At 61.6% G+C, this 21,759-nt stretch carries 21 protein-coding genes; 10 read left to right on the top strand and 11 right to left on the bottom strand.

Features of this window, described 5'->3' with window-relative positions; all coding sequences use genetic code 11:
• The first annotated feature begins 416 nt into the window (after positions 1 to 416).
• The 3 genes from queC to queE are packed head-to-tail and all read left to right on the top strand — an operon-like array spanning position 417 to position 2,208.
• The gene (gene queC, locus GNP00_RS19090; RefSeq protein ID WP_011583361.1) at positions 417 to 1,115 is read left to right on the top strand and encodes a 7-cyano-7-deazaguanine synthase QueC; all 699 of its coding nucleotides are present in this window, start codon (positions 417 to 419) and stop codon (positions 1,113 to 1,115) included.
• Entirely contained in the window at positions 1,115 to 1,471 is a 357-nt protein-coding gene (queD, locus tag GNP00_RS19085) for a 6-carboxytetrahydropterin synthase QueD (protein WP_011583360.1), read from the top strand. Before queC ends, queD begins: the two co-directional genes overlap by 1 nt.
• On the top strand, positions 1,468 to 2,208 hold the full coding sequence (queE, locus tag GNP00_RS19080) for a 7-carboxy-7-deazaguanine synthase QueE (RefSeq protein WP_011583359.1): 741 nt from the start codon (positions 1,468 to 1,470) through the stop codon (positions 2,206 to 2,208). Before queD ends, queE begins: the two co-directional genes overlap by 4 nt.
• Positions 2,209 to 2,250: 42 nt before the next feature.
• On the opposite strand, the gene GNP00_RS19075 is transcribed toward queE, so the two are convergent.
• From GNP00_RS19075 to GNP00_RS19060, 4 genes are all read right to left on the bottom strand, one after another.
• Positions 2,251 to 2,799 carry an SRPBCC family protein gene (locus GNP00_RS19075; RefSeq protein WP_011583358.1) on the bottom strand — a complete coding sequence of 183 codons (549 nt, stop codon included), beginning with the start codon at positions 2,797 to 2,799 and terminating at the stop codon, positions 2,251 to 2,253.
• A gap of 117 nt (positions 2,800 to 2,916) precedes the next feature.
• Positions 2,917 to 3,270 carry an ArsR/SmtB family transcription factor gene (locus GNP00_RS19070; RefSeq protein WP_011583357.1) on the bottom strand — a complete coding sequence of 118 codons (354 nt, stop codon included), beginning with the start codon at positions 3,268 to 3,270 and terminating at the stop codon, positions 2,917 to 2,919.
• Between the two features lie 142 nt (positions 3,271 to 3,412).
• Positions 3,413 to 3,898, bottom strand: coding sequence for a bacterioferritin (bfr, locus tag GNP00_RS19065; RefSeq protein ID WP_011583356.1), 486 nt, complete (start codon positions 3,896 to 3,898; stop codon positions 3,413 to 3,415).
• Entirely contained in the window at positions 3,864 to 4,175 is a 312-nt protein-coding gene (locus GNP00_RS19060) for a hypothetical protein (protein WP_011583355.1), read from the bottom strand. Before GNP00_RS19060 ends, bfr begins: the two co-directional genes overlap by 35 nt.
• Positions 4,176 to 4,593: 418 nt before the next feature.
• Between GNP00_RS19060 and GNP00_RS19055 the strand changes: the two genes are divergently transcribed.
• The 6 genes from GNP00_RS19055 (at position 4,594) to GNP00_RS19030 (ending at position 12,763) form a co-directional block, all read left to right on the top strand.
• Positions 4,594 to 5,814: an ABC transporter substrate-binding protein gene (locus GNP00_RS19055; protein WP_011583354.1), complete on the top strand. Its 1,221-nt coding sequence runs from the start codon at positions 4,594 to 4,596 to the stop codon at positions 5,812 to 5,814.
• A gap of 43 nt (positions 5,815 to 5,857) precedes the next feature.
• The gene (locus GNP00_RS19050) at positions 5,858 to 7,537 is read left to right on the top strand and encodes an ABC transporter permease (protein WP_011583353.1); all 1,680 of its coding nucleotides are present in this window, start codon (positions 5,858 to 5,860) and stop codon (positions 7,535 to 7,537) included.
• A gap of 9 nt (positions 7,538 to 7,546) precedes the next feature.
• On the top strand, positions 7,547 to 8,188 hold the full coding sequence (locus GNP00_RS19045; protein ID WP_011583352.1) for an ATP-binding cassette domain-containing protein: 642 nt from the start codon (positions 7,547 to 7,549) through the stop codon (positions 8,186 to 8,188).
• Positions 8,189 to 8,305: 117 nt separating this feature from the next.
• Complete coding sequence (gene hrpB / locus GNP00_RS19040; protein ID WP_011583351.1) at positions 8,306 to 10,771, top strand: ATP-dependent helicase HrpB; 2,466 nt, start codon at positions 8,306 to 8,308, stop codon at positions 10,769 to 10,771.
• Between the two features lie 39 nt (positions 10,772 to 10,810).
• The gene (locus GNP00_RS19035; protein ID WP_011583350.1) at positions 10,811 to 12,136 is read left to right on the top strand and encodes an ActS/PrrB/RegB family redox-sensitive histidine kinase; all 1,326 of its coding nucleotides are present in this window, start codon (positions 10,811 to 10,813) and stop codon (positions 12,134 to 12,136) included.
• A gap of 60 nt (positions 12,137 to 12,196) precedes the next feature.
• Positions 12,197 to 12,763, top strand: coding sequence for an ActR/PrrA/RegA family redox response regulator transcription factor (locus GNP00_RS19030; RefSeq protein WP_011583349.1), 567 nt, complete (start codon positions 12,197 to 12,199; stop codon positions 12,761 to 12,763).
• 10 nt (positions 12,764 to 12,773) lie between these two features.
• On the opposite strand, the gene GNP00_RS19025 is transcribed toward GNP00_RS19030, so the two are convergent.
• Both GNP00_RS19025 and cueR read right to left on the bottom strand, forming a co-directional pair.
• A complete protein-coding gene (locus GNP00_RS19025; RefSeq protein ID WP_041545777.1) occupies positions 12,774 to 13,274 on the bottom strand; it encodes an MmcB family DNA repair protein in 501 nt (166 codons plus the stop codon).
• 67 nt (positions 13,275 to 13,341) lie between these two features.
• Entirely contained in the window at positions 13,342 to 13,734 is a 393-nt protein-coding gene (gene cueR, locus GNP00_RS19020) for a Cu(I)-responsive transcriptional regulator (protein WP_011583347.1), read from the bottom strand.
• Between the two features lie 193 nt (positions 13,735 to 13,927).
• Here cueR and GNP00_RS19015 point away from each other — a divergent pair, with 193 nt between their 5' ends.
• A complete protein-coding gene (locus GNP00_RS19015) occupies positions 13,928 to 14,548 on the top strand; it encodes a L,D-transpeptidase (protein WP_011583346.1) in 621 nt (206 codons plus the stop codon).
• A gap of 79 nt (positions 14,549 to 14,627) precedes the next feature.
• Here GNP00_RS19015 and GNP00_RS19010 read toward each other — a convergent pair whose 3' ends face one another.
• The 5 genes from GNP00_RS19010 to GNP00_RS18990 form a co-directional block, all read right to left on the bottom strand.
• Complete coding sequence (locus GNP00_RS19010) at positions 14,628 to 15,197, bottom strand: NifU family protein (RefSeq protein WP_011583345.1); 570 nt, start codon at positions 15,195 to 15,197, stop codon at positions 14,628 to 14,630.
• 93 nt (positions 15,198 to 15,290) lie between these two features.
• Positions 15,291 to 15,782: a universal stress protein gene (locus tag GNP00_RS19005; protein ID WP_011583344.1), complete on the bottom strand. Its 492-nt coding sequence runs from the start codon at positions 15,780 to 15,782 to the stop codon at positions 15,291 to 15,293.
• An 82-nt stretch (positions 15,783 to 15,864) separates the two neighbouring features.
• Positions 15,865 to 16,932 carry a tryptophan--tRNA ligase gene (gene trpS / locus GNP00_RS19000; RefSeq protein ID WP_011583343.1) on the bottom strand — a complete coding sequence of 356 codons (1,068 nt, stop codon included), beginning with the start codon at positions 16,930 to 16,932 and terminating at the stop codon, positions 15,865 to 15,867.
• A gap of 89 nt (positions 16,933 to 17,021) precedes the next feature.
• Positions 17,022 to 18,608, bottom strand: a complete 1,587-nt coding sequence (gene murJ, locus GNP00_RS18995; RefSeq protein WP_011583342.1) for a murein biosynthesis integral membrane protein MurJ — start codon at positions 18,606 to 18,608, stop codon at positions 17,022 to 17,024.
• Positions 18,609 to 18,870: 262 nt separating this feature from the next.
• Positions 18,871 to 21,678 carry a [protein-PII] uridylyltransferase gene (locus GNP00_RS18990; protein WP_041544940.1) on the bottom strand — a complete coding sequence of 936 codons (2,808 nt, stop codon included), beginning with the start codon at positions 21,676 to 21,678 and terminating at the stop codon, positions 18,871 to 18,873.
• Positions 21,679 to 21,759 lie beyond the last annotated feature (81 nt).

Raw genomic sequence — 21,759 nt, 5'->3', positions numbered from 1 at the left:
ATTGTGCGGTTCACCTCACCTTCAGGATGGCGAAGCAATGCCCGTTGCCGCGGCGAACCACACTCCGGCCCAAAGTAATTCTCCGGCGTTCTATGCGGCCAAGAAAGGAAAACTGGCGTGCTACGCGCCCGGACCCGTTGGTGATCAATAGGTAAACGATATTATCCTGGGTGCTGGGGCAACGGAATTTGCAATTTCCTAGTTGAATATAACGCCACGCAGTGCGGTTTGGGCAGTCCGGCGGAGCGCGTAGCCCATCGACAGCGCAGTGCTCAAGCCGGTTGCGGTCTGGATTTCGGTTTAGGCAGCCGACACGCCGGCACTCTCCCGGTTCACAAGCAAAGCCACATGGGCTAGGGGGAGGGCAGAGAAATCTCCGGTCGCAGCCTACCCGGTAAAAACAAGGACCCTGCTCTGTGAAGACTTTCGTTATCTGCTCTGGCGGATTGGACTCGGTTTCGCTTGCCCACAAGGTGGCGGTCGAGAAAACCCTCGCTGGTCTCATTTCCTTCGATTACGGCCAACGCCACAAAAAAGAACTCGATTTCGCCCGCGCCTGCGCGCAGCGGCTCGATGTCAGGCATATGATCATCGATATTCGCGCCGTTGGTGAGGGGCTGGCCGGTTCGGCTCTGACAGACGAGATCGACGTGCCCAACGGCCATTATGCCGAAGACACCATGCGGATCACCGTTGTGCCCAATCGCAACGCCATCATGCTGGCGATCGCCTTCGGCGTAGCGGCAGCGCAAAACGCCGACGCGGTGGCAACGGCCGTACATGGCGGGGATCATTTCATCTATCCCGATTGCCGCCCCGGTTTCATCGAGGCCTTTCAGGCGATGCAGGCGCAAGCTCTCGACGGCTACGCCAAGATTGCTCTTTACGCGCCTTATGTGAACCTTTCCAAGGCCAATATCGTCTCGGATGGGGTACGCCACCGCACCCCGTTCGAGGCGACGTGGTCGTGCTATAAAGGCGGCAAGCATCACTGCGGCCGCTGCGGCACCTGCGTTGAGCGCCGCGAGGCGTTCGATCTCGCCGGCGTCACCGATCCCACCACATATGAGGACGCTGCGTTCTGGCGCGAGGCCGTCGCGAGGAAGGCGGGCTGATGTTTAGGATCACCAAGCAGTTCCACTTTTCGGCGTCACACCAACTGTTGCGATTGGCCGACGATCATCCTTGCAAGCGTCTGCACGGCCACAATTATATCGTCGAGATCGAGCTGGCTGCCGACGCGCTCGACGAGAACGGCTTTGTTCGTGACTATCACGACCTAGCGGCGTTCCAACGCTATGTCGACGAAACGCTGGATCACAGACACCTCAACGATGTCTTCGGCCACGACGCGGTCACGGCCGAATGGCTGGCCAAGCACTTTTTCGACTGGTGCCGTGAGAGGCTGCCCGAGACGTCCTGCGTTCGCGTCAGCGAAACGCCCAAGACCTGGGCCGAGTACCGGCCATGACCAGCGACAAATCCGAAACGCATATCCGGGTGGCGGAAATCTTCGGGCCGACCATTCAGGGCGAGGGGCCCCTGATCGGTCTGCCGACCGTCTTTGTGAGGACGGGCGGATGCGACTACCGGTGCGCTTGGTGCGACAGCCTGCATGCGGTCGACACCCAATACCGGCACGATTGGGAGCCTATGACGGCAAAGGCTGTTTGGGAGAAAGTGCAGGTGCTTTCGGCCAACACTCCGCTCATGGTGTCGCTTTCCGGCGGCAATCCGGCGATACAGCCGCTGGGCGATCTCATCGCATTGGGCAAATCATCGGGCTATCGGTTCGCGCTCGAAACCCAAGGATCGCTGGCGCGCGAGTGGTTTTCCGAGCTCGACGTTCTGATTATCAGTCCCAAGCCTCCCTCCAGCGGCATGGAAATGGATTGGCAGAGGTTAAGCGACTGCATCGCCCGTGCGGGAGAAGGAACCGAAGTCGCGCTCAAGATCGTGATCTTCGACGAGGCCGATTATGCCTTTGCGCGCGCGGTTTCGGCCCGTCATGGCGGCTTGCCGCTTTATCTTCAGCCTGGCAATCACACTCCGCCGCCAGCCGATGCCCATTACGCGCCGATCGACATTGAGGGCGTGATGCGGCGAATGCGCTGGCTAATTAACAAAGTTGCCGCAGATGCGTGGTTTTCAGTCCGGGTTCTGCCCCAGCTGCACGTCCTGGTCTGGGGCAACAAGCGCGGCGTTTAGGCGGAATGACCAAATATGATTGGCCCATCATGGAACCCTTCATCACCCCCGCTCCGCGAACTTTCTCGCATATTTCCTTTCCAGCCCGGCATGAGTGGACCAGAAGCCACGCGGCTCCCGGCCCGACAGGCGATCCTCCAGGATGCCCAGATGCGCCTCCCAGCCGCTGGCAACACTGATCATCATCTCCGCACCCTCCAGTCGGCGGTGCGTAAGCACGAGCCGCACATTCGGCCCTTCCGGGAAAAGCTCGAAAGTGACCTCGCTCTTTCCGCCGTCCCCCGGCCAGCTATAGGTGATGAGGCGAGGCGGATCGCATTCGATCACTTCACCAAGCATCGCCGGGCTCGTCTCGTAATGCTTGTAGCGATCAGGTGTCGGTTCGAAGGAAAGCTCGCGGTGGCGGAACAGGAGCTCCACCTTGCCGCCCGGGAAAAGCTCCATACTGCCCGCCGCCAGCCACAGCCGGCGCTTTTCAGAGTCGGTCAGGTAATTCCAAAGGCGCTCGGCCGGTCCGGGCAACACCCGCTCGATGCGGACGGTTCCAGGGGCGATCGCCTCGCCCGTCGCCGGGAAATCATGCGTTTTCATTCGAGCCTCCTGCTGGTTATGCGCCGAGCCCATCCGGAAAGCGGTCGGCGACGAGGTTAGCTGCTGGAGCACGATGCTTGCACCGGCGGGTGACGTTCACCGCGAAGGTGTTCGGGGTCATTTCCCCATCTTCCCTGCTCTTTCATCCTCGGCGCGCAGCAGCGCCTCGAGTGTATCGAGACCACGGGTCCAGAAGCGCTCATAGTAACGAAGCCACGCGTCAGCCTCGGCAAGGCGATCGGCGTTCAGGCGGCAATAATGGGTGCGGCCCGCGATGCGGCGCTGGACGAGTCCCGCCTGCTCCAGCACCTTCACATGTTTCGACGCACCGGCGAAGGACATATCAAACGGCGCAGCCAGTTCCCCGATGCTCCGCTCGCCCTCCGCCAGATCGCGCAGCATGGCGCGGCGCGTGGTATCGGAGAGCGCATGAAAGATCGAGTCCAGAATAACGGGATGTTGTTCAACCATGTGGTTGATAATAGCGCATCAGCGCGGATAGTCAACCATTTGGTTTAAAATTTGTTGTGATACGAAAAAGGCGGCTCAAGGCCGCCTAACTCGTTAACTGAACCCATGCCTGAACACGGAAATCGCGCCAGCGATCAAGTATCTACTCTGCGTCCTTCGCCGAGTCGGCGTTAAGGAGGCCGTATTTCTCCTCTCCGATGGAATCGAGCAGCTGAAGCTGCGTTTCAAGAAAGTCGATATGCCCTTCTTCATCCGCCAGCAGTTCTTCGAACAGCTTCATGGAGATGTAGTCGCCCGCCTCATGGCAAATCTCGCGCGAGCGCTTGTAGGAGTTGCGGGCGTCATACTCGCCGGCGAGATCGGCTTCCAGCACTTCCTTGACGTTCTGGCCGATACGCAGCGGAGCGAGCGTCTGCAGGTTTGGATGGCCTTCGAGGAAAATGATGCGCGCGATCAGCTTGTCGGCGTGGTGCATCTCCTCGATGGACTCGGCGCGTTCCTTATGGGCGAGCTTGGTGTAACCCCAGTCTTCCAGCAGCCGGTAATGCAGCCAATATTGATTAACGGCTCCGAGCTCCAAAAAAAGAGCCTCGTTAAGCCGCTCTATGACCCTTGTATCGCCTTTCATTAAATTTGCTCCCGAATTTATCCCGCAAAGCGCGGACACGATCCAAATATGTCACGATCTTCTCGTCGCCAGTATCGGAAGCGCGGTGATAATTTTCGGTTACCCGAATGATCGTTTCCACCAAGCCCGGAAAGCAGCCGCAGCAACGTCCACGCTTTGCCATCGAGTGATAAACCTTGGCGGGGACGATGAGTTGCCACGGATCCTCATCGAGCATCGCGACGATAGCCGCCTCGATTTCCTTCTGGGTGATGAGGTTGCAATGGCAGACGAGCATGGCTTCCGGCTGACTGGTTCTTCAGGAGCAGGCCCGAAGCCTGCATTCCCTCACCTGAACATCGAACCTTGAACTACCTTCCGCTGATGCCGCGCTTAGCGGCCTTTCGGGTTGGAGTCCTTCAATCGAATGGGTTCAAGGCCCAGACATTTGGGAACGCATCCTTCGGACGGGCTCATAAAAGCGTTTCAGTGGGATGTATGTCAACCTAAACTTGACTTTCAAGGTCATGGTTGACCAGATGAGGAAAAAATGCCGCAGCCAGATCGCCGAAGCGGGTCGATGTTCAGGTAGATTCTCCGGTCAAGCGCGACCTCCACCAACAGGGCCGCGCCTCACGGGGTTTTGAGGGCCGCTCCATTGATTCCGAGGCGCGGGCGGTGCTCTATCGCGGGCAAACTGGGGAAGAGGAACCGCCGTGCTGAAACATTTCCTAGCTGCCGCACTCCTTTGCACCGCCAGCCTTCCGGCGCATGCGGAGGATTTCACCGCCGCCGACTGGAACAAGGTGCTTGAAGAGGCGCGCGGTCAGACAGTCTATTTCAACGCCTGGGGAGGAGCGCAGAACATCAATGCCTATATCGGATGGGCGGCGGGCGAACTTCGGGACCGATACGGCGTCACCTTGAAGCAGGTGAAGCTCGACGACACGGCTCACGCGGTGGCAACCGTCCTTGCCGAAAAGACGGCCGGACGCGATGAGGGCGGCTCGGTGGACCTCATCTGGATCAACGGCGAGAATTTTGCCGCCATGAAAGAGCGCGGACTGCTGCTGTCGCCCGGCTGGGCGCAAGATCTCCCGAACTGGCGCTACGTGGACCACGAGAACAAGCCCACCATCACGACTGACTTCACCATTCCCGTCGAAGGACTGGCAAGCCCTTGGGGAATGGCACAGCTTGCCTTCTTCTACGACGGAGCCCGCATGGACGCGGCGAAGCTTCCTCGCACTGCCGATGAGTTGCTCGCCTGGGCGGAAGCCAATCCGGGACGCTTTTCCTATCCCCAGCCGCCTGATTTCACCGGCACCTCTTTCCTGAAGCAGGTCCTCTTGGAAAAGGTGACGGACCGGTCCGTTCTGGATCGGCCGGTGGAGGATGACGTTTTCGCCGAGGTAACAAAGCCGCTCTTCGACTATCTCGACACGCTGCACAAAGTTGCGTGGCGAAGCGGGCGGGCCTTCCCACAGAACTATCCCGCCATGAAGCAGCTTCTGGCAGACGGCGAACTGGATATCATCTTCGCTTTCAACCCTTCGGAAGCTTCGAGCGCGATCGCCAATGGCGAGCTGCCGGATACGGTGCGCTCCTTCACCTTCCCCGGCGGCACGCTCGCCAACACGCATTTCGTGGCAATACCGTACAATGCTAATGCCAAGGCCGGCGCTCTCGTCACGGCGAATTTCCTGCTATCGCCGCAAGCGCAGGCGAGAAAGCAGGACCCGGCCTTTTGGGGCGATCCGACCGTGCTGTCCATGGAAAAACTCGATCCCGCCGCGCGCGCAGGTTTTGAGGCAATCGACCTCGGCATCGCGACACTGAAACCGGAAGAACTCGGCCCCGCGCTGGGCGAGCCGCATCCAAGCTGGATGGAGCGCATCGAGGAAGAATGGAACCGTCGCTACACGGCCGAGAATTGAGGGTACCCCACCCTCCCCTTTGTGGGGAGGGTGGAAGGTGCTCATGCTGACCCGCCTGGGCCCTGCCCTCGTTATCCTGCTTTTGACCGGGCCCATTGCCTTCGGACTGGCCGGGACGGTGCTGCCTGCATTCGGCTTCCTGCCTGTGCTGGGCGGCATGGAGCTCACGCTCAGGCATTTTCGCGACCTCTTTTCCGAGCCGGCCATTTTTACGTCGGCGAGCCTAAGTCTCACGATGGGGCTTGCGACCGCTTTCATTTCCCTCCTTACAGTCATGCTTTTCATAGCAGGCTACGCGGGCACCCGGGCTATCGGCCGCGTGCAGCACCTGGTCTCCCCACTGCTTTCGCTTCCGCATGCGGCCGCAGCCTTCGGGCTTGCCTTTCTAATCGCGCCATCGGGGATGCTCGCGCGGCTCATCTCTCCGGAACTCACCGGCTGGCAAAGGCCGCCAGACCTCCTGATCGTCAACGATCCGATGGGGCTCGCGATGATGGCAGGGCTGATCGTGAAGGAGATTCCCTTTCTCCTGCTGATGACGCTTGCGGCACTCCCTCAAGCGCCGTTGCCGCAGACGCGGATGCTTGCCGCTTCGCTTGGCTATGGGCGCATGGCGGGTTTCCTGCTCGGCCTCTGGCCGGTGATTTACCGGCAGATCCGGCTGCCGGTCTTCGCGGTGATTGCCTTTGCCTCCTCCGTCGTCGATGTGGGGATCATTCTCGGCCCAACGCGTCCCGCGCCTCTTGCGGTGCGCCTTGTCGAGTGGATGGACGATCCGGATCTTTCCATGCGCAATCTGGCCAGCGCCGGTGCGCTGCTGCAGCTTGGCGTGACCGGGCTGGCGCTTGCGCTCTGGCTGGGTCTGGAGCGGCTTGGCGCAGCGCTTTGCACACGCATGGCGATGCATGGGTGGAGGTTTCGACGCGATGCGCTCATCCGCGCAGCAGCGCTCGCGGCAATGGTGCTTGCCGCAGCTATTGTTCTCGCTGGGCTTTGCTCGCTTTTGCTTTGGTCCTTCGCCGGGCTCTGGCAATTTCCCGATGCGCTGCCCTCCTCCTTCACGCTCAGGACCTGGATGCGGACCCTTCCCTCCATTTTGGAGCCGCTGCGGATGACGCTGCTTGCCGGTCTTCTCTCAACGCTGATCGCCTCCTTGCTTGCGATCCTTTGCCTGATGAATGAGGACGAGACTCGGCGAAGGCCGGGCCGTGGAGCGCTCACCCTGCTTTATCTGCCGCTGCTGATACCGCAGGTCGCCTTCGTTTTCGGCCTGCAACTCTTCCTCGTCTATGCAGGCATGCTCGCCACGCTGCCGGCGCTGGTGCTGGCGCATCTCGTTTTCGTCATGCCCTATGCATATCTGTCGCTGAAGGACCCATGGTATGCCTTCGACCGTCGTTACGACCAGATCGCGGCGGGGCTTGGCAAAGGCCGAGCGCGAAGGTTTTTCTCGATCCGCCTGCCCGTCATGCTGCGCGCGGTCCTCACCACGGCGGCGGTGGGCTTCGCCGTTTCAGTCGGACTTTATCTGCCCACCGTGTTGGTCGGCGCCGGCCGGCTGACAACGGTGACAAGCGAGGCGGTGGCGCTCGCTTCGGGCGGCAATGCGCGGGTGATCGGAGCCTATGCCTTCTGGCAGATGTTTCTGCCCGCGGCCGGCTTTGCCGTTGCAACCTTCATGCCGACACTGATATTCCGGCGCTTCCGCGGCATGCAGGTTTAGGAAGACACGTTGAAGGAGAAGGGGCTTTTTCTCGATGGCGTGAAAATCACGCTCGGCGGGCGCACGCTCATCGAACTTTCGCGCCATGTGCGTCCGGGCGGAGTGCTGACCGTCATGGGGCCTTCCGGCTCGGGGAAATCCTCCCTTCTCGCCTATCTCGCCGGCTTCCTCGATCCGGTTTTCACGGCGTCCGGCCGGGCGCTGGTCGACGGCATCGAGATAACACGCCTGCCGCCTGAGGAGCGCCATGCGGGTATCCTGTTTCAGGACCCGCTTCTCTTTCCTCATATGAGCGTCGCCGGCAACCTGATATTCGCTTTGCCGGAAAGCCTCAAGGGGCGGAGCGAGCGCAGGGCGCAGGCGGAGGCAGCGCTTGAAGGCGTTGGCCTTGACGGCATGGGCACGCGAGACCCGGCGACGCTTTCGGGCGGGCAGAAGGCGCGGGTGGCGCTTGCCCGCGTTCTCCTTTCAGAGCCGCGCATGCTGCTTCTGGACGAACCCTTCTCCAAGCTCGACATGGATCTGCGCCAGCAGATGCGCATGCTCGTCTTTGACAAGGCACATGAGCGCGGCCTGCCGGTTCTGCTCGTCACCCATGATGAGGCAGACGCCGAAGCCGCCGGCGGCGAAACCGTGCGGATTGGAGAATGAACGGTATCCACTCCCTCTCCCGTGTTCATTCCCTCGGTCCGGCAGAAAGCGGTTTTAACAGCTTAGCTGAAGCGAAGCGAAAGCTCAGTGTTGGAACTCGCAAGAGAGGGGGTGCGAATGTCCGCGGACGCTAAACTGCTCCCCGAGCTACCGGTAAGCGCCGTGCTACCGGCGCTGAAGGAAGCGCTGGAGCGTGAGGGGAAGGCTGTGCTCGTCGCCCCGCCGGGTGCCGGCAAGACGACGCTCGTGCCACTTGCGCTACTCGATGAAACGTGGAGCGCTTCGGGCAAGATCGTACTGCTTGAGCCTCGGCGTCTCGCCGCCCGTGCCGCGGCGCGGCGGATGGCTGCGCTTCTCGGCGAAGAGCCCGGCGGCACAGTTGGCTATGCCATGCGCATGGAGCGGAAGGTTTCCGCGCGCACCCGCATCCTCGTGGTTACGGAAGGCGTGCTCGCCCGCATGATCATTGACGACCCGGCGCTGGAAGGCGTCTCGGCGGTCATCTTCGACGAGTTTCATGAACGCGCGCTCGACGGCGATTTCGCATTGGCCTTGGCGCTGGACGTGAAGGGAGTGCTCCGGCCTGACCTGCGCCTCATCGTCATGTCCGCCACGCTCGACGGCGCGCGGGTGGCGAGCCTGCTCGACGGCGCGCCGGTGCTTGAAAGCGAGGGACGCAGCTTTCCCATCGAGGTACGCTATGCCGAGCGCGCGCCGGATACCGCGATAGAGGAGGCGGTAGCCAGCGCGGTGCGGCAGCTCATTGCGGAGGGAGACGGCAGCGTTCTCGCCTTTCTGCCCGGCCAGCGCGAGATCGCCCGGACACAGGAGCTCCTTTCGGGCAGGTTGCCTCAAAATGTGGATCTTGCGCCGCTGCACGGCGGTCTCGAAGGCCCTGCGCAGGATGCCGCAATCCGGCCGGCAGCACCGGGCCAGCGAAAGGTGGTGCTCGCGACAGCAATTGCCGAGACCTCCGTCACCATCGATGGAGTGACAGCCGTGGTGGACAGCGGGCTTTCGCGGCTTCCCAAATACGAGCCCGACACGGGACTTACGCGGCTCGAGACGGTGCGCGTCTCCCGCGCTTCGGCAGACCAGCGCGCCGGCCGCGCCGGGCGCACGGCGCCGGGCATTGCGCTCCGGCTCTGGCGTAAGGAGCAGACGGCCGCACTGCCCGCCTTCACCCCGCCAGAGATCCTGGAAGCGGACCTTTCGGGCCTGCTGCTCGACTGTGCCGCCTTCGGCGTCACAGATCCCACGACGCTCGCCTTTCTCGACCCGCCGCCCGAGCCGGCATTGAACGAAGCGCGGGCGCTAATGAAGACGCTCGGCGCATTGGACGAGGCCGGCAGGCTGACGCCCGAGGGGACGGCCATGCGGCGGCTGGCGCTGCCGGTGCGGCTTGCGCATATGGTCACCGTCGCCGCGGCCAAGGGGCAGGCTAGCGCGGCGGCGAGGCTTGCCGTGATTGTTTCCGAGCGAGGGCTCGGCGGCAACAGCATCGACCTCGACGAAAGGCTCTCGCGTTTCTCAACGGACCGCTCGCAGCGCGGCAAGGCGGCGCGGGCGCTGGCAGACCGGCTGGCGGAAGCGGCGGGTGGTCGCAAAGACGAGGTTGGTTGTGCCGCCGGCCCACTTCTCCTGCATGCCTGGCCGGATCGCGTGGCAAAGGCGCGCGGCGAATATGGACGTTTCGTGCTCGCCAATGGGCGCGGCGGACAGGTAGACCCCGGCGAGCGGCTTGCTCGCGAGCCCTATCTGGTCGTAGCCGACCTGCAGGGCAAGGCGCGCAACGCCCGTATCGCCGCGGCCGCCGCCATCAGCGAAGCTGAAGTGATCGAGGGCCTAGGGCAGCGGATCGAGACCCATACCGAGACCGTATTCGACCGCGAGAAAGGCACCGTGCGCCAGCGCGAAACGAGGCGGCTTGGCGCCATTGTCCTCGGTGAGCGTGCGCTGCCGGCGCCGAAAGGACAGGAGGCCGATCAGGCAATTCTCGACGCGGTGCGGGAGCATGGACTTGCAATCCTGCCGTGGAGCAAGGAGTCGATAAGTTTGCGCGCGCGCCTTGCCTTTCTGCACGCGGCGGAGGGGGAGCCCTGGCCGGAGCTTTCAGACGAGGCGCTTCTTGCCCGGCTGGAAGACTGGCTGCTGCCTTATCTGCGCGGCGAGCCGTCGCTTTCCGCCATATCCGGCAGTGCGCTCGCGGAAGGGCTGATGGCGCTCGTGCCCTATGACCTGCAGCGGAAGGTCGACGCGGAGACGCCCAGCCATTTCACGGCGCCGACGGGAAGCCGGGTGCCGATCCGCTACGAGAATGGGGAGGCGGTGCTGGCGATCCGGGTTCAGGAGCTTTTCGGGCTGAGGGAGCATCCCACTGTGGGGAATGGCGTCCCGCTCACGCTGGAGCTTCTCTCGCCAGCGCACCGGCCGATCCAGAAGACGCGCGACCTGCCCGGCTTCTGGCGCGGCACATGGGCCGATGTGAGGGCGGATATGCGCGGCCGCTATCCCAAGCATGTATGGCCGGAGAATCCGGCCGAAGCAGCGCCGACAAACCGCGCGAAGCCGCGGCAAAAATAATGCTTGGTAAGGAGAAGTCCGCTGGCTCATAAAAGCTTCATGCTGGAAGAACAAAGAACGCCGAACAGCCATGTCAGCCGGAGCCTGAGGCTAAAGACGCTCATCAGGCTGAGATGGCTCGCGGTTGTCGGGCAAAGCGCCGCGGTCCTGGTTGTCTGGATCGGGCTTGGCTTTCCGCTGCCCGTCATTCCCTGCTTTGCGCTTATTGCAGCGTCCGCCGCCCTCAACATCTATCTCACTTTCCGTTATCCGAGCGCCCATCTTGTTCCACCGGCGGCCGCACTTGCGATCCTCACCTTCGATGCCTCGCAACTTGCCGGGCTGCTCTTCCTGACCGGTGGGCTCACAAATCCATTTTCGCTGCTGATGACGGTACCGGTCGTCATCTCTGCCACGTCCCTGCCGCTCATCTGGACGGGCGTGCTCGGGGCCTATGTGGTGGTCGTGGCCAGCTTGCTTGCCGTTTTCCACCTGCCGCTTCCCTGGTTTCCGGGGACCGAGCTTGCCATGCCGCTGATCTATGTGGTGGGCATGCTGATCGCGGTGGTTTCGTCCATCGCATTCACCGGCATCTATGCCTATCGTGTGGCGGAGGAGGCGCGGCTGCTTGCCAACGCGCTCGCGGCCACGGAGCTGGTTCTGCAGCGCGAGCAGCACATCTCGGCGCTGGACGGCCTGGCAGCGGCAGCGGCCCATGAACTCGGCACGCCCCTAGCCACGATTGCCCTGGTGGCGCGGGAAATGGAAAAGGCATTGGGAGATGACACGCGCTTTCGCGAGGACGTCACGCTGCTGCGCTCGCAAAGCGAACGCTGCCGCCAGATCCTGAAGCGGCTTACCAGCCTCTCCTCGGAGGGCGAAGCGCATCTGGCGCAACTGCCGCTTACCTCGCTTATCGAAGAGACCGCCGCGCCACACCGCGATTTCGGCATCGAAATAAAGCTCGCGGCCCAGGAGATGGAAGGGCCTGAACCCGTCGGCCGGCGCAATCCCGGTGTCATTTACGGGCTCGGGAACCTGGTGGAGAACGCGGTCGATTTCGCCCGCAGCACAGTGAACATCAGATGGTGGTGGAATGCGGAATTGGTTCGCATCTCCATTACCGACGACGGGCCTGGCTTTCCCGCCGAAATCATCGATCGTATCGGCGAGCCCTATATGTCGCGGCGGCCGGCGGGCAGCTCGAGCGGCGGCGGGCTGGGGCTTGGCCTTTTCATAGCGAAAACGCTTTTGGAACGCTCCGGGGCTACGGTGCAGTTCGCGAATGCGGGTGGCGAGGGCAAGGGCGCAACCGTGGAAATAAGCTGGCCGCGGGAAAGATACCTCGCCGGAGGCGAAGCCTCCGCGCAAGGCTATCAGAAATAACAAAAGCTGGAAAAACGCGGCTTCCTTTCCTAAATTCTTGCATATATCAGCGGGGCCATGATGAACGATACGACAGCCGAACAGGCCAATAATATTCCCGGCGAGGATCGCACCCTTCTCATTGTTGAAGACGATCGGCCTTTTCTTGCGCGTCTTGCGCGCGCCATGGAGGGCCGGGGCTTCATGGTCGACACAGCCGAGAGCGTCGAGGAAGCGATCGCCAAGGTGAAGGCGGCGCCGCCCGCCTTTGCGGTGATCGATATGAGGCTTGGCGACGGCAACGGGCTCGATGTTGTTTCCGCTCTCCGCGATAAGCGGGAGGATGCCCGCGCAATCGTGCTTACCGGGTACGGCAATATCGCCACCGCTGTGACAGCGGTGAAGCTCGGCGCAATCGATTATCTCTCCAAGCCCGCCGATGCGGACGATATTTACGCCGCACTCATGCGCATGCCAGGTGTCAAGGCGGAGCCGCCGGAAAACCCGATGTCGGCCGACCGGGTGCGCTGGGAGCATATTCAGCGCGTCTATGAGATGTGCGATCGCAATGTTTCGGAAACGGCGCGGCGGCTCAACATGCATCGCCGCACGCTGCAACGCATCCTAGCCAAGCGCGCGCCGCGCTGAACTCTCCCGCTTAAAAATCTTCGCGATCCAGCATCGGCACGGGAACACCGGCAAGCTCGGCCGCGGTAAGCCGCGCGGCCCCAACGCGGGCAAAGCGCAGCATGAGCGCCTTGCGCGTGGCCGGCGGTAGCCGGTGCTCTGGCGCATCGCGCAAAATCTCCGCGCCATAACCGTCGGAAAGGATGAAGCCGCACTCTTCCGGAAAGATGTCGCCGGGCACATCCGGGTGTGACGCGAAGAAGAAGCGATCCGAGTGCAGGCGATAGTCCGGCCATTTCCGGTCCACCCGGAAATCTTCCACGGACGACTTTATTTCGATGATCCAGATGTCGCCTTTCGCCGTGAGCGCCACCAAATCGGCGCGGCGGCCTGTGGCGAGCGACAGCTCGGGCAGAACAACCGCCCCCATCTGCGTGAGAAGACGCTGCACGCCCCGTCGAATGACAAGGGCCCTATCGGACTGGCGGCCATCCAGGAGCGGATTGACGGGAAGTGGCGAGACGATCGGCATAATCGGAAAATGCCAGCAATACGCGAAGGAATAAAGGCCTAAAGCCATCTTTCATTCGTGACGGCCGCTAGGCTGAAGCCCCCGCGATATCTTCAAGGATCGGGCAGTCCGGGCGGTGATCGCCATGGCAGGCCGCGATCAACTTCTGCAGCGTGGCACGCATGGATTCCAGCTCCCGTATCTTGTCCTCGATCGCCCGCACATGTGAAACGGCGATCTGCTGGACGTCATGGCTGGCGCGCGACTTATCCCCGTAAAGCTGCAGGAGCTGCCGGCATTCCTCGATGGAAAAGCCGAGGCTGCGCGCTCGTTTCAAAAAGGCGAGGCGATGCACATCCTCGTTCGAATAGGCACGATAGCCGTTGCCCGCGCGGGCGGGCGAAACGAGCCCGATCTCCTCATAATAACGGATCGTCTTGGCAGGAAGGCCGGAGCGGCTGGCCACGTCACCGACATTCATCGCTTCACCTCTTTCAAACACACTGCCTTTAATTGGGGATGATTGTTGCGGGAAAGCAATAGCCAGGGCGGAAATGACGGATAGACATCATCGGACGCTTAGAAAATCTTGGCGGCTCGTTAACCTTGATTTTAAGAATAGCGGCGAAAATCAGGTATTGTTAACACCTGGGTAACGGGGATCGGATTTTTTCATGAAATCGAAAGCTGTTCTTCTTGCCGCCGTGCTGGGACTTGCGGCGGTACTGGCCGGTTGCAGCGTTGACGGTACTCAGCGCATCTTTACCTCCGAATATGGATCGGTGAAAGACGCCGGCTATCAGTTGCCAAAGATCCCGGTTTCCCGCGTGCCGCGCCAATATCACCGGCAGATCATCAGCTACCAGACCGATGAAAAGCCCGGCACGGTTGTCGTCGATACCAAAGACAAGTTCCTTTACCTCGTGATGGAAGGCGGCAAGGCGATGCGCTACGGCATCGGCGTGGGCCGCGAGGGCTTCTCCTGGTCCGGTACGGCGCGCGTGGCACTGAAGCGCGAATGGCCCACCTGGACGCCTCCGGCGGCGATGATCAAGCGCCAGCCTGAATTGGCGAAGTGGGCCGGCGGCATGCCGCCCGGATTGTCCAACCCGCTCGGCGCACGAGCCCTCTACCTCTTCAACAAGAACGGCGATACCGGCTACCGGCTGCACGGCACACCAGAATGGTGGTCGATCGGGCAGGCGATGTCCTCGGGCTGCATCCGCCTTCTGAACCAGGACATCATCGACCTCTATAACCGCGTGGAGGTCGGCGCAAAGGTGATCGTGAAATAAGCGCCGCGCTGCGCTTTACTCCAAAGAAAAACCGGGCCTGCATGGCCCGGTTTTTTTTCTTGGGAAGGATCTTGCCTGCTTAAGCGACCTGCTCGACCTGCTGCACCTCGGGAACGAAGTGGTGAAGGAGGTTTTGGATACCGTGCTTAAGCGTCGCGGTGGAGGATGGGCAGCCGGCGCAGGCGCCCTTCATGTGCAGGAATACGGTGCCATTCTCATAGCCGCGGAAGGTGATATCGCCGCCGTCCTGGGCAACTGCCGGACGGACGCGGGTCTCCAGAAGTTCCTTTATCGTGGTGACGATCTCCTCGTCGGCCTCGTCATAGAACTCGCTGCTGGCCGTTTCACGCTCACTGCCGTCATTTGCCGCCATCACCGGCTGGCCCGACATGAAATGCTCCATGATCGTGCCTAGAATGGCGGGTTTGAGGTGCTGCCAGTCCGCCCCGTCCTTCGTGACGGTGATGAAATCGAAACCGAAGAAGACGCCGGTCACGCCCGGAACCTCGAACAGCCTTGCGGCAAGCGGCGAAACTGCCTGCGCGGAGTCGGCCGAGCGAAAATCCGCCGTGCCTTCCTCCAGGACCACCCTGCCCGGCAGAAATTTCAGGGTTGCGGGATTGGGGGTTGCTTCCGTCTGGATGAACATCGGCGGAAATCTCCGTGCTGCTTTTTTTGGAACAATTCTAAAATAGGCCGAATAGCCCGACCATTCAAGCGGCATATGGGATGTGGAAGGCGCTTATGCCAAGCTTTCGATTTCCTCGTCCGTCAGGCTGTGGGGCACCACAGTTACAGGAATCGGGAATGCGGCTCCCTTTCCGGCGATGGAGGAGACCAGGGGTCCCGGACCCTCCTTAGCCCCGCCCGAGCCAAGAACAAGAATGGCAATGTCCTGATCATCTTCGATGAGCTTGTGGATCTCATCGACGGTTTTGCCCTCGCGCACAACCAGTTCGGGCTCGATGCCCACCGTTTCGCGGATTTTGGCGGCATAGCCGTTAAGAGCAGCCTGGGCGTTTGTGGTCGCCTCCTCGCGCATGATCTGCTCGACGCCGAGCCAATGCTGGAAGTCGCCGGGCTCTATAACGAAAAGCAGCACCACCGACCCGTTCGTGGACTTTGCCCGGCGCGAGGCATAGGCCACGGCGCGGTCGCATTCCGGCGTCTCATCGACGATCGCCAGGAACTTGCGTTTATGGCCGGCCTCCCGGCTCAAACGTTTGGAAACCATGCGTGTCCCTTCCTGCACGGGAGCCGCCCACCAAGCAATCTGCCACCGAGCGGGGCGGGCGGCAAGGTGGAGTTCTCACGGATCAGTTCACCAGCAGACCGATAATTTCGTGCACATGCTTCATGGTCGCCTCAGCCTTGACGGACGCACGCTCGCCGCCATCCCTGAGAACATTGTCGATGTAGGCCGGATCGGCCTTGAGGCGTCGCATCTCCCCGCCGATAGGCGCGAGCTTCTCCACGGCAAGATCCGCAAGTGCGGGTTTGAAATCGGAGAACTGGCGTCCGCCAAACTCGGCGATTACGTTTTCCCGCGGCATGCCGGCAAGTGCGGCGTAGATGCCCACCAGATTATCGGCCTCCGGACGTCCGGCGAAACCTTCGACATCGCCCGGCAACGGTTCCGGATCAGTCTTTGCCTTCCTGATCTTGCGCGCGATCGTGTCAGCATCGTCCAGGAGATTGATGCGCGAGAGGTCCGATGGATCGGATTTAGACATCTTCTTGGAGCCGTCGCGCAGGCTCATCACGCGCGGCGCAGGCCCCTCGATAAGCGGCTCCGTCAGCGGGAAAAAGCCGTTCACCTTCTCCTCGCCCACCGTCATTTCGACGCCGTAGCCGAGATTTGCGATTTTCTCGGAGAAGTCGTTATTGAACTTCTGGGCGATGTCGCGGGTCAATTCCAGATGCTGCTTCTGGTCCTCGCCGACGGGCACATGGGTGGCGCGGTAAAGAAGTATGTCAGCGGCCATCAGGCTCGGATAGGCGAGAAGGCCGAGCGAGGCATTCTCGCGGTCCTTGCCTGCCTTGTCCTTGAACTGCGTCATGCGGTTCATCCAGCCAATGCGGGCGACGCAGTTGAATATCCAGGCAAGCTCCGCATGTTGCGGCACGCGGGCTTGGTTGAAGATGATGTTTTTCTTGGGATCGAGTCCGCAGGCGAGATAGGCCGCGGCGATCCCCCGCGTTTGGTCGATGAGATCGTCGTGAACCAGCGTGGCCGTCAGTGAATGCATATCCACAACGCAGTAGATGCATTCGTAGCTATCCTGCAGGGCGACGAACTTTTGCAATGCGCCTAGATAATTGCCGAGATGGAGATTGCCGGTGGGCTGCACTCCGGAAAAAACGAGCTGCTTGAATTCACTCATGGGAACACCCTGAAAGCCGACCGCCCCGCGGGCGCCGTAAACGTCGCGCTTATGGACGACCGGGAAAAGGCAATCAAGCCCAAAGCCGGTCAACCTTGCTGCGTGGCCGGATTCGGCCGCGGGCGTCTGCGAAGAGCCGATTTAAGCTCTGCCCGGTCAATCGCGCCTGTGAGAATGGCAAGGGCGAGGTAAATCACGCCCGCGATAGCGACGATGAAGAGCACTCCGAGACCCTGCAGCAGCACGGATGCTTGCTCCAGCGGCCCGGAAAGAACGGCATTGAGCAGATAGGCGACCGCGCCCATGGCGGCGCTTGCGAATATAACCATGGCTACCCGGCGCCAGGTGACCGGCGAAGGGCGAAAATCATTCCGCCGCCAAAGCGTGCCCGCCAGCAGAACGACATTCAACCACGAGGAAAGCGAGGTGGCGAGCGCGATCGCCACATGGCCATAGAGCGGGAAGAGCGCCAGGCTCAGGCCGATATTGGCGATCACCGAAGCGAGCGAGAACCACATGGGCGTTTTCATGTCCTCGCGGGCGAAAAAGCCGGGCTGGAACACCTTGATCAGCACATAGGCCGGCAAGCCTGAGGCGAAGGCGGCAAGCGCCGCCGCCGTCATCTGCGTGTCGAGCGCAGTGAACTCACCGCGTTCATAGAGCAGGCTTACGATCGGGGCCGGCATCACCATGAGACCGATGGCGGCTGGAAGCGTGAGGCCAAGTGCGAATTCCAGCGAGCGGTTCTGCAGGTGCTGTGCATCGGCAAAATCGCCCGCTTTCAAGGAGCGCGAAAGCTCGGGCAGGAGCACCACGCCCACCGCCACGCCGATGACGCCGAGGGGGAGCTGGTTAATGCGGTCGGCGAAGTTCAAGAGCGATATCGCCTTGTCCTCGGTAGACGCGATGATCTGCCCCACAAGCAGGTTTATCTGCATGATGCCGCCGGTGATGAGCGCCGGCCCCATCAACACCAGGAGGCGGCGCACGGCGGGAGTAAGCTTTGGCGCGCGCAAACGCATGGACAAGCCGGTGCGGCGGACCGCCACAATCAGGATCGCAAGCTGGGCGATGCCCGAAATGAAGACGCCCCAGGCAAGCATCAGGCCCGATCCGCGCTCGGAGAAGGAGCCAAACAGGCCTGCAAGCAGCACTGCGATGAGAATGACGTTGAGGAGTACCGGAACGAGAGCCGCCAGGAAGAACTTCCGCATCGAGTTCATGATGCCCGAGAGCATCGCGGCCAGCGACATGCAGGTCAGGTATGGAAACATGATGCGGGTCATCGCGACCGTCAGGTCGAACTTTTCCGGCGTGTCGGCGAAGCCCGGCGCAACAATCGTGCCTACCAGCAGAGGCATGAAAATCATGGCGAGTGCGGAAAGACCAATCAGAACCGTGAGCAGGACCGCCAGCACATCCTCGCCGAAACGGCGCGCCGCCTCCATGCCTCCGCCTTCTAGTTCCTTGGCAAAGAGCGGGATAAAGGCGGTGTTGAATGCGCCCTCGGCAAAGAGCCTGCGGAACAGGTTGGGAAAACGAAAGGCCGCATAGAACGCGTCGGTAACCGGTCCCGCGCCAAGCGCCGCCGCGATCAGCGCCTCGCGCGCGAAGCCCAGGATGCGGCTTGCCATAGTCGCGCTGCCGACACTGGCGAATTTGGCGACGAGGCTCATGAGTGGGAGGCCTCGCGCGGCTTTGAAGGAGGGCGGCCATATGGAAGAGCCCGCGCCCCACGTTGCCCCCCTCTGGCCTGCCGGCCATCTCCCCCACAAGGGGGGAGATTGGCTGTCGCATTACCACCGCCCACCCTGCAGCGCTGGCAATTGGCGAAAGCTGGCATGAGGGTTGACCTCCCCCCTTGTGGGGGAGATGGCCGGCAGGCCAGAGGGGGGTGTGAAGGGAAACCGATATTTCCGAACGTGATTGACGCCACCATCACGCCGCCACCGTCTTGGCCTTCGCGCGATTGTTGCGCCGGGGCGGACCGTTCTCAATTGTCTCGATGAGTTCGCGCCGTATGACCTCAAGCCGATCAGGATTATCAACCTTCGACCCGGTGAGGTCGGTTACATAGAAGGTATCGATCACCTTCTCGCCGAAGGTGGTAATATGCGCGGAGGCGATATCGAGCGACAGGTCGGAAAGAACGCTGGTGACCTCCGAGAGAAGGCCCGGACGGTCGAGGCACTCGATTTCGATCACCGAGAACCGGTTCGACAAGGCATTGCGGACATCCGCGCGGGGCTCGATGCGGAAGGCTTTCGTGCCGCGGCGTGGTTTTGTCCGCTTCTCTATAACCTCGGGCAAATAGGCCGTGCCGGACAGCACGTCCTCGATCAGCCGGCCCACGCGCTGGGCGCGGCGCAATTCGTCCTCATCCATCTCGAATTCGCGGCCGATGAGGATCGTGTCGAGAGCCCGGCCGTCGGTGGTGGTGAAGATCTGAGCATCGACAATATTGGCATTTGCGGCCGCGCAGGCACCGGCAATAACGGAGAGCAGGCGCGGATGGTCGGGCGCGAGCACGGTGATTTCCGTCACAGCCTCGAATGCGTGCGGCTTCACCATGGTCGAAAGGGCCTTGCCCTCCCGATCCGCGGCACGAATGAACTCGGCATGGCGGATCTGGTCATTCTCGTCCACAGCAAGCAAGTAATTCTCGTAGTGAAGCGCGATGTACCGGCGCGCATCCGCCTCTTCCCAGCCGGTTTTCTGAAGCTCTTCCGCCATGGCATTTCGTGCGGCCTCTGCCCGAGCCGCGCGCGAGGCTTCCGAAAAACCGCCGGTGAGCAGGATCTCAGTCTCGTAATAAAGCGTACGCAAGAGCTGGCCCTTCCAGCCGTTCCAGACGCCCGGACCCACGCCGCGGATATCGCAGACGGTAAGCACCAGAAGCAGCTTCAGCCGATCGACCGACTGAACGATGTCAGCGAAATCCTGAATAGTTTTGCGGTCGTTCAGATCGCGCGTCTGCGCGGTCATGGACATGGTGAGGTGCTGCTCGACTAGCCACGACACCATTTCCGTCTCGGCTGCGTCAAAGCCCATATGCGGGCAGAGGCGGCGGGCGATACGGGCGCCAGCCTCGGAGTGATCTTCCGGCCTGCCCTTCGCGATATCGTGGAAGAGGAGCGCGGTGTAGAGCACTGCCCGCCAAAGCTTCAGGCTGGGCATGATGGAATGCGTGAGCGGATGGACTTTTTCGGCGTCTCCGCGCTCGATCTCGGCCAGGATGCCGATGCAGCGGATCAGATGCTCATCCACCGTATAGTGGTGATACATGGAAAACTGCATCATCGCCACGACCTTGTTGAAGTCGGGGATGAGCTTTCCGAGCACGCCAGCCTCATTCATGCGGCGCATGTTGAGCTCGGGATCCCGGTCAGAGGTGAGAAGATCCAGGAAGAGCCGGTTTGCCTCCTCGTTCCGGCGCAAATTGCGGTCGATCAGGTGGAGTGACCGCGTGAGCAGCTTCAGCGCATCGGGATGGTATTCGAGCCCATGCTTGTCGGCGAACCAGAAGAGCCTGAGCATGTTGACGGGGTCGCGTTCAAAGACGCCCTCGTCCGCGACATTGATGCGATGATTGTCGATGACGAAATCGCTGGTGCCGGCGAGCTTGCGCTTGCGGCGCTGGAAAGTGAGGAAGATGCGGTTGAAGCCCGGAACGTGCTTGGCTTGCTCTTCCTCGAGCGCGGCACAGAAGATGCGCGTCAGATCGCCGACCGACTTGGCGACAAGGAAGTAGTGTTTCATGAAGCGTTCGACGGGCGATAGGCCCGGATGACTTTTGTAACCCAGCCGTTCAGCGATATCGCGCTGAATGTCGAAGTGCAGCCGCTCTTCCGCCTTGCCGGTCAGGAAATGCATGTGGCAGCGCACGGCCCACAGAAAATCCTCGGCCTTGGCGAACTGACGGTATTCATTGCGGGTGAAGACGCCCTTTCCCACCAGTTCCTCAGCTTCGCGCACGCGATAATAATACTTACCGATCCAGAACAGCGTGTGGAGATCGCGCAGGCCGCCCTTGCCATCCTTAATGTTCGGCTCCACCACATAGCGGCTCTCCCCGCCCTTGGCGTGGCGCGCGTCGCGCTCGGCGAGCTTGGCCTGGATGTATTCCGCGCCGGTATCCTTGACGATCTCCTCGTCGAACCGGGCGATCAGATCGTTAAAGAGCGCCTCATCCCCACAGATGAAGCGGGCCTCCAGCACAGCCGTGCGGATGGTGATATCGGAACGGGCCTGGCGGATGCACTCGTCCACATTGCGCGTGGCATGCCCCACCTTAAGGCCAAGATCCCACAACATGTAGAGCATGTATTCGGCGATCTGCTCGCCCCAAGGCGTTTGCTTATAAGGAAGCAGAAAAAGCAGATCGACGTCGGAGCCCGGCGCCAATGTTCCCCGCCCGTAGCCGCCTACGGCAACAACCGCCATTCGCTCGGCGGCAGAGGGATTCTCAGCCGGGTAGACATGGTTGGCAGCAAAATCGTTCAGCGCTCGGGCGATCTCGTCCATAAGATGCGAAAGCCGTGTGGCGCAGGCCGTGCCGCTGCCATCTTCAGCCAGCAACTTCTCCGCCAATTTCCTGCCAGCCGACAGCCGCGCTTTCAAAAGCTGCAGGACATTGCTGCGCGTGGCAGCCGATGCCGCGCCGTCTTTCGCGACCATGGCATCCAGCTCCGCACGCAGGCTTGCGGGCTCGATGATCTGATCCAGCTTTAATGAAACTTTGGCCATCGTTTTTCCGCCTTAGGCGGCCGCTGTATAGCGTGTTTCCCGCCGACAAGAAACGGCGTCTTGCACCAATCGTGGGCAGCG

Origin of the sequence: Chelativorans multitrophicus, from assembly GCF_011317445.1 — a bacterium.
In the GTDB taxonomy this organism is placed as follows: domain Bacteria; phylum Pseudomonadota; class Alphaproteobacteria; order Rhizobiales; family Rhizobiaceae; genus Chelativorans; species Chelativorans multitrophicus.
This window is presented reverse-complemented; position numbering and strand designations above follow the sequence as displayed.

Excerpts from the sequence above, each read along its gene's own strand:
- queD (WP_011583360.1), top strand. The coding sequence starts at position 1,115 with ATGTTTAGGATCACCAAGCAGTTCCACTTTTCGGCGTCACACCAACTG.
- queE (WP_011583359.1), top strand. The coding sequence starts at position 1,468 with ATGACCAGCGACAAATCCGAAACGCATATCCGGGTGGCGGAAATCTTC.
- GNP00_RS19075 (WP_011583358.1), bottom strand. The coding sequence starts at position 2,799 with ATGAAAACGCATGATTTCCCGGCGACGGGCGAGGCGATCGCCCCTGGA.
- GNP00_RS19070 (WP_011583357.1), bottom strand. The coding sequence starts at position 3,270 with ATGGTTGAACAACATCCCGTTATTCTGGACTCGATCTTTCATGCGCTC.
- bfr (WP_011583356.1), bottom strand. The coding sequence starts at position 3,898 with ATGAAAGGCGATACAAGGGTCATAGAGCGGCTTAACGAGGCTCTTTTT.
- GNP00_RS19060 (WP_011583355.1), bottom strand. The coding sequence starts at position 4,175 with ATGCTCGTCTGCCATTGCAACCTCATCACCCAGAAGGAAATCGAGGCG.
- GNP00_RS19050 (WP_011583353.1), top strand. The coding sequence starts at position 5,858 with ATGCTGACCCGCCTGGGCCCTGCCCTCGTTATCCTGCTTTTGACCGGG.
- hrpB (WP_011583351.1), top strand. The coding sequence starts at position 8,306 with ATGTCCGCGGACGCTAAACTGCTCCCCGAGCTACCGGTAAGCGCCGTG.
- GNP00_RS19035 (WP_011583350.1), top strand. The coding sequence starts at position 10,811 with ATGCTGGAAGAACAAAGAACGCCGAACAGCCATGTCAGCCGGAGCCTG.
- GNP00_RS19030 (WP_011583349.1), top strand. The coding sequence starts at position 12,197 with ATGAACGATACGACAGCCGAACAGGCCAATAATATTCCCGGCGAGGAT.
- GNP00_RS19025 (WP_041545777.1), bottom strand. The coding sequence starts at position 13,274 with ATGCCGATCGTCTCGCCACTTCCCGTCAATCCGCTCCTGGATGGCCGC.
- cueR (WP_011583347.1), bottom strand. The coding sequence starts at position 13,734 with ATGAATGTCGGTGACGTGGCCAGCCGCTCCGGCCTTCCTGCCAAGACG.
- GNP00_RS19015 (WP_011583346.1), top strand. The coding sequence starts at position 13,928 with ATGAAATCGAAAGCTGTTCTTCTTGCCGCCGTGCTGGGACTTGCGGCG.
- GNP00_RS19010 (WP_011583345.1), bottom strand. The coding sequence starts at position 15,197 with ATGTTCATCCAGACGGAAGCAACCCCCAATCCCGCAACCCTGAAATTT.
- GNP00_RS19005 (WP_011583344.1), bottom strand. The coding sequence starts at position 15,782 with ATGGTTTCCAAACGTTTGAGCCGGGAGGCCGGCCATAAACGCAAGTTC.
- trpS (WP_011583343.1), bottom strand. The coding sequence starts at position 16,932 with ATGAGTGAATTCAAGCAGCTCGTTTTTTCCGGAGTGCAGCCCACCGGC.
- murJ (WP_011583342.1), bottom strand. The coding sequence starts at position 18,608 with ATGAGCCTCGTCGCCAAATTCGCCAGTGTCGGCAGCGCGACTATGGCA.
- GNP00_RS18990 (WP_041544940.1), bottom strand. The coding sequence starts at position 21,678 with ATGGCCAAAGTTTCATTAAAGCTGGATCAGATCATCGAGCCCGCAAGC.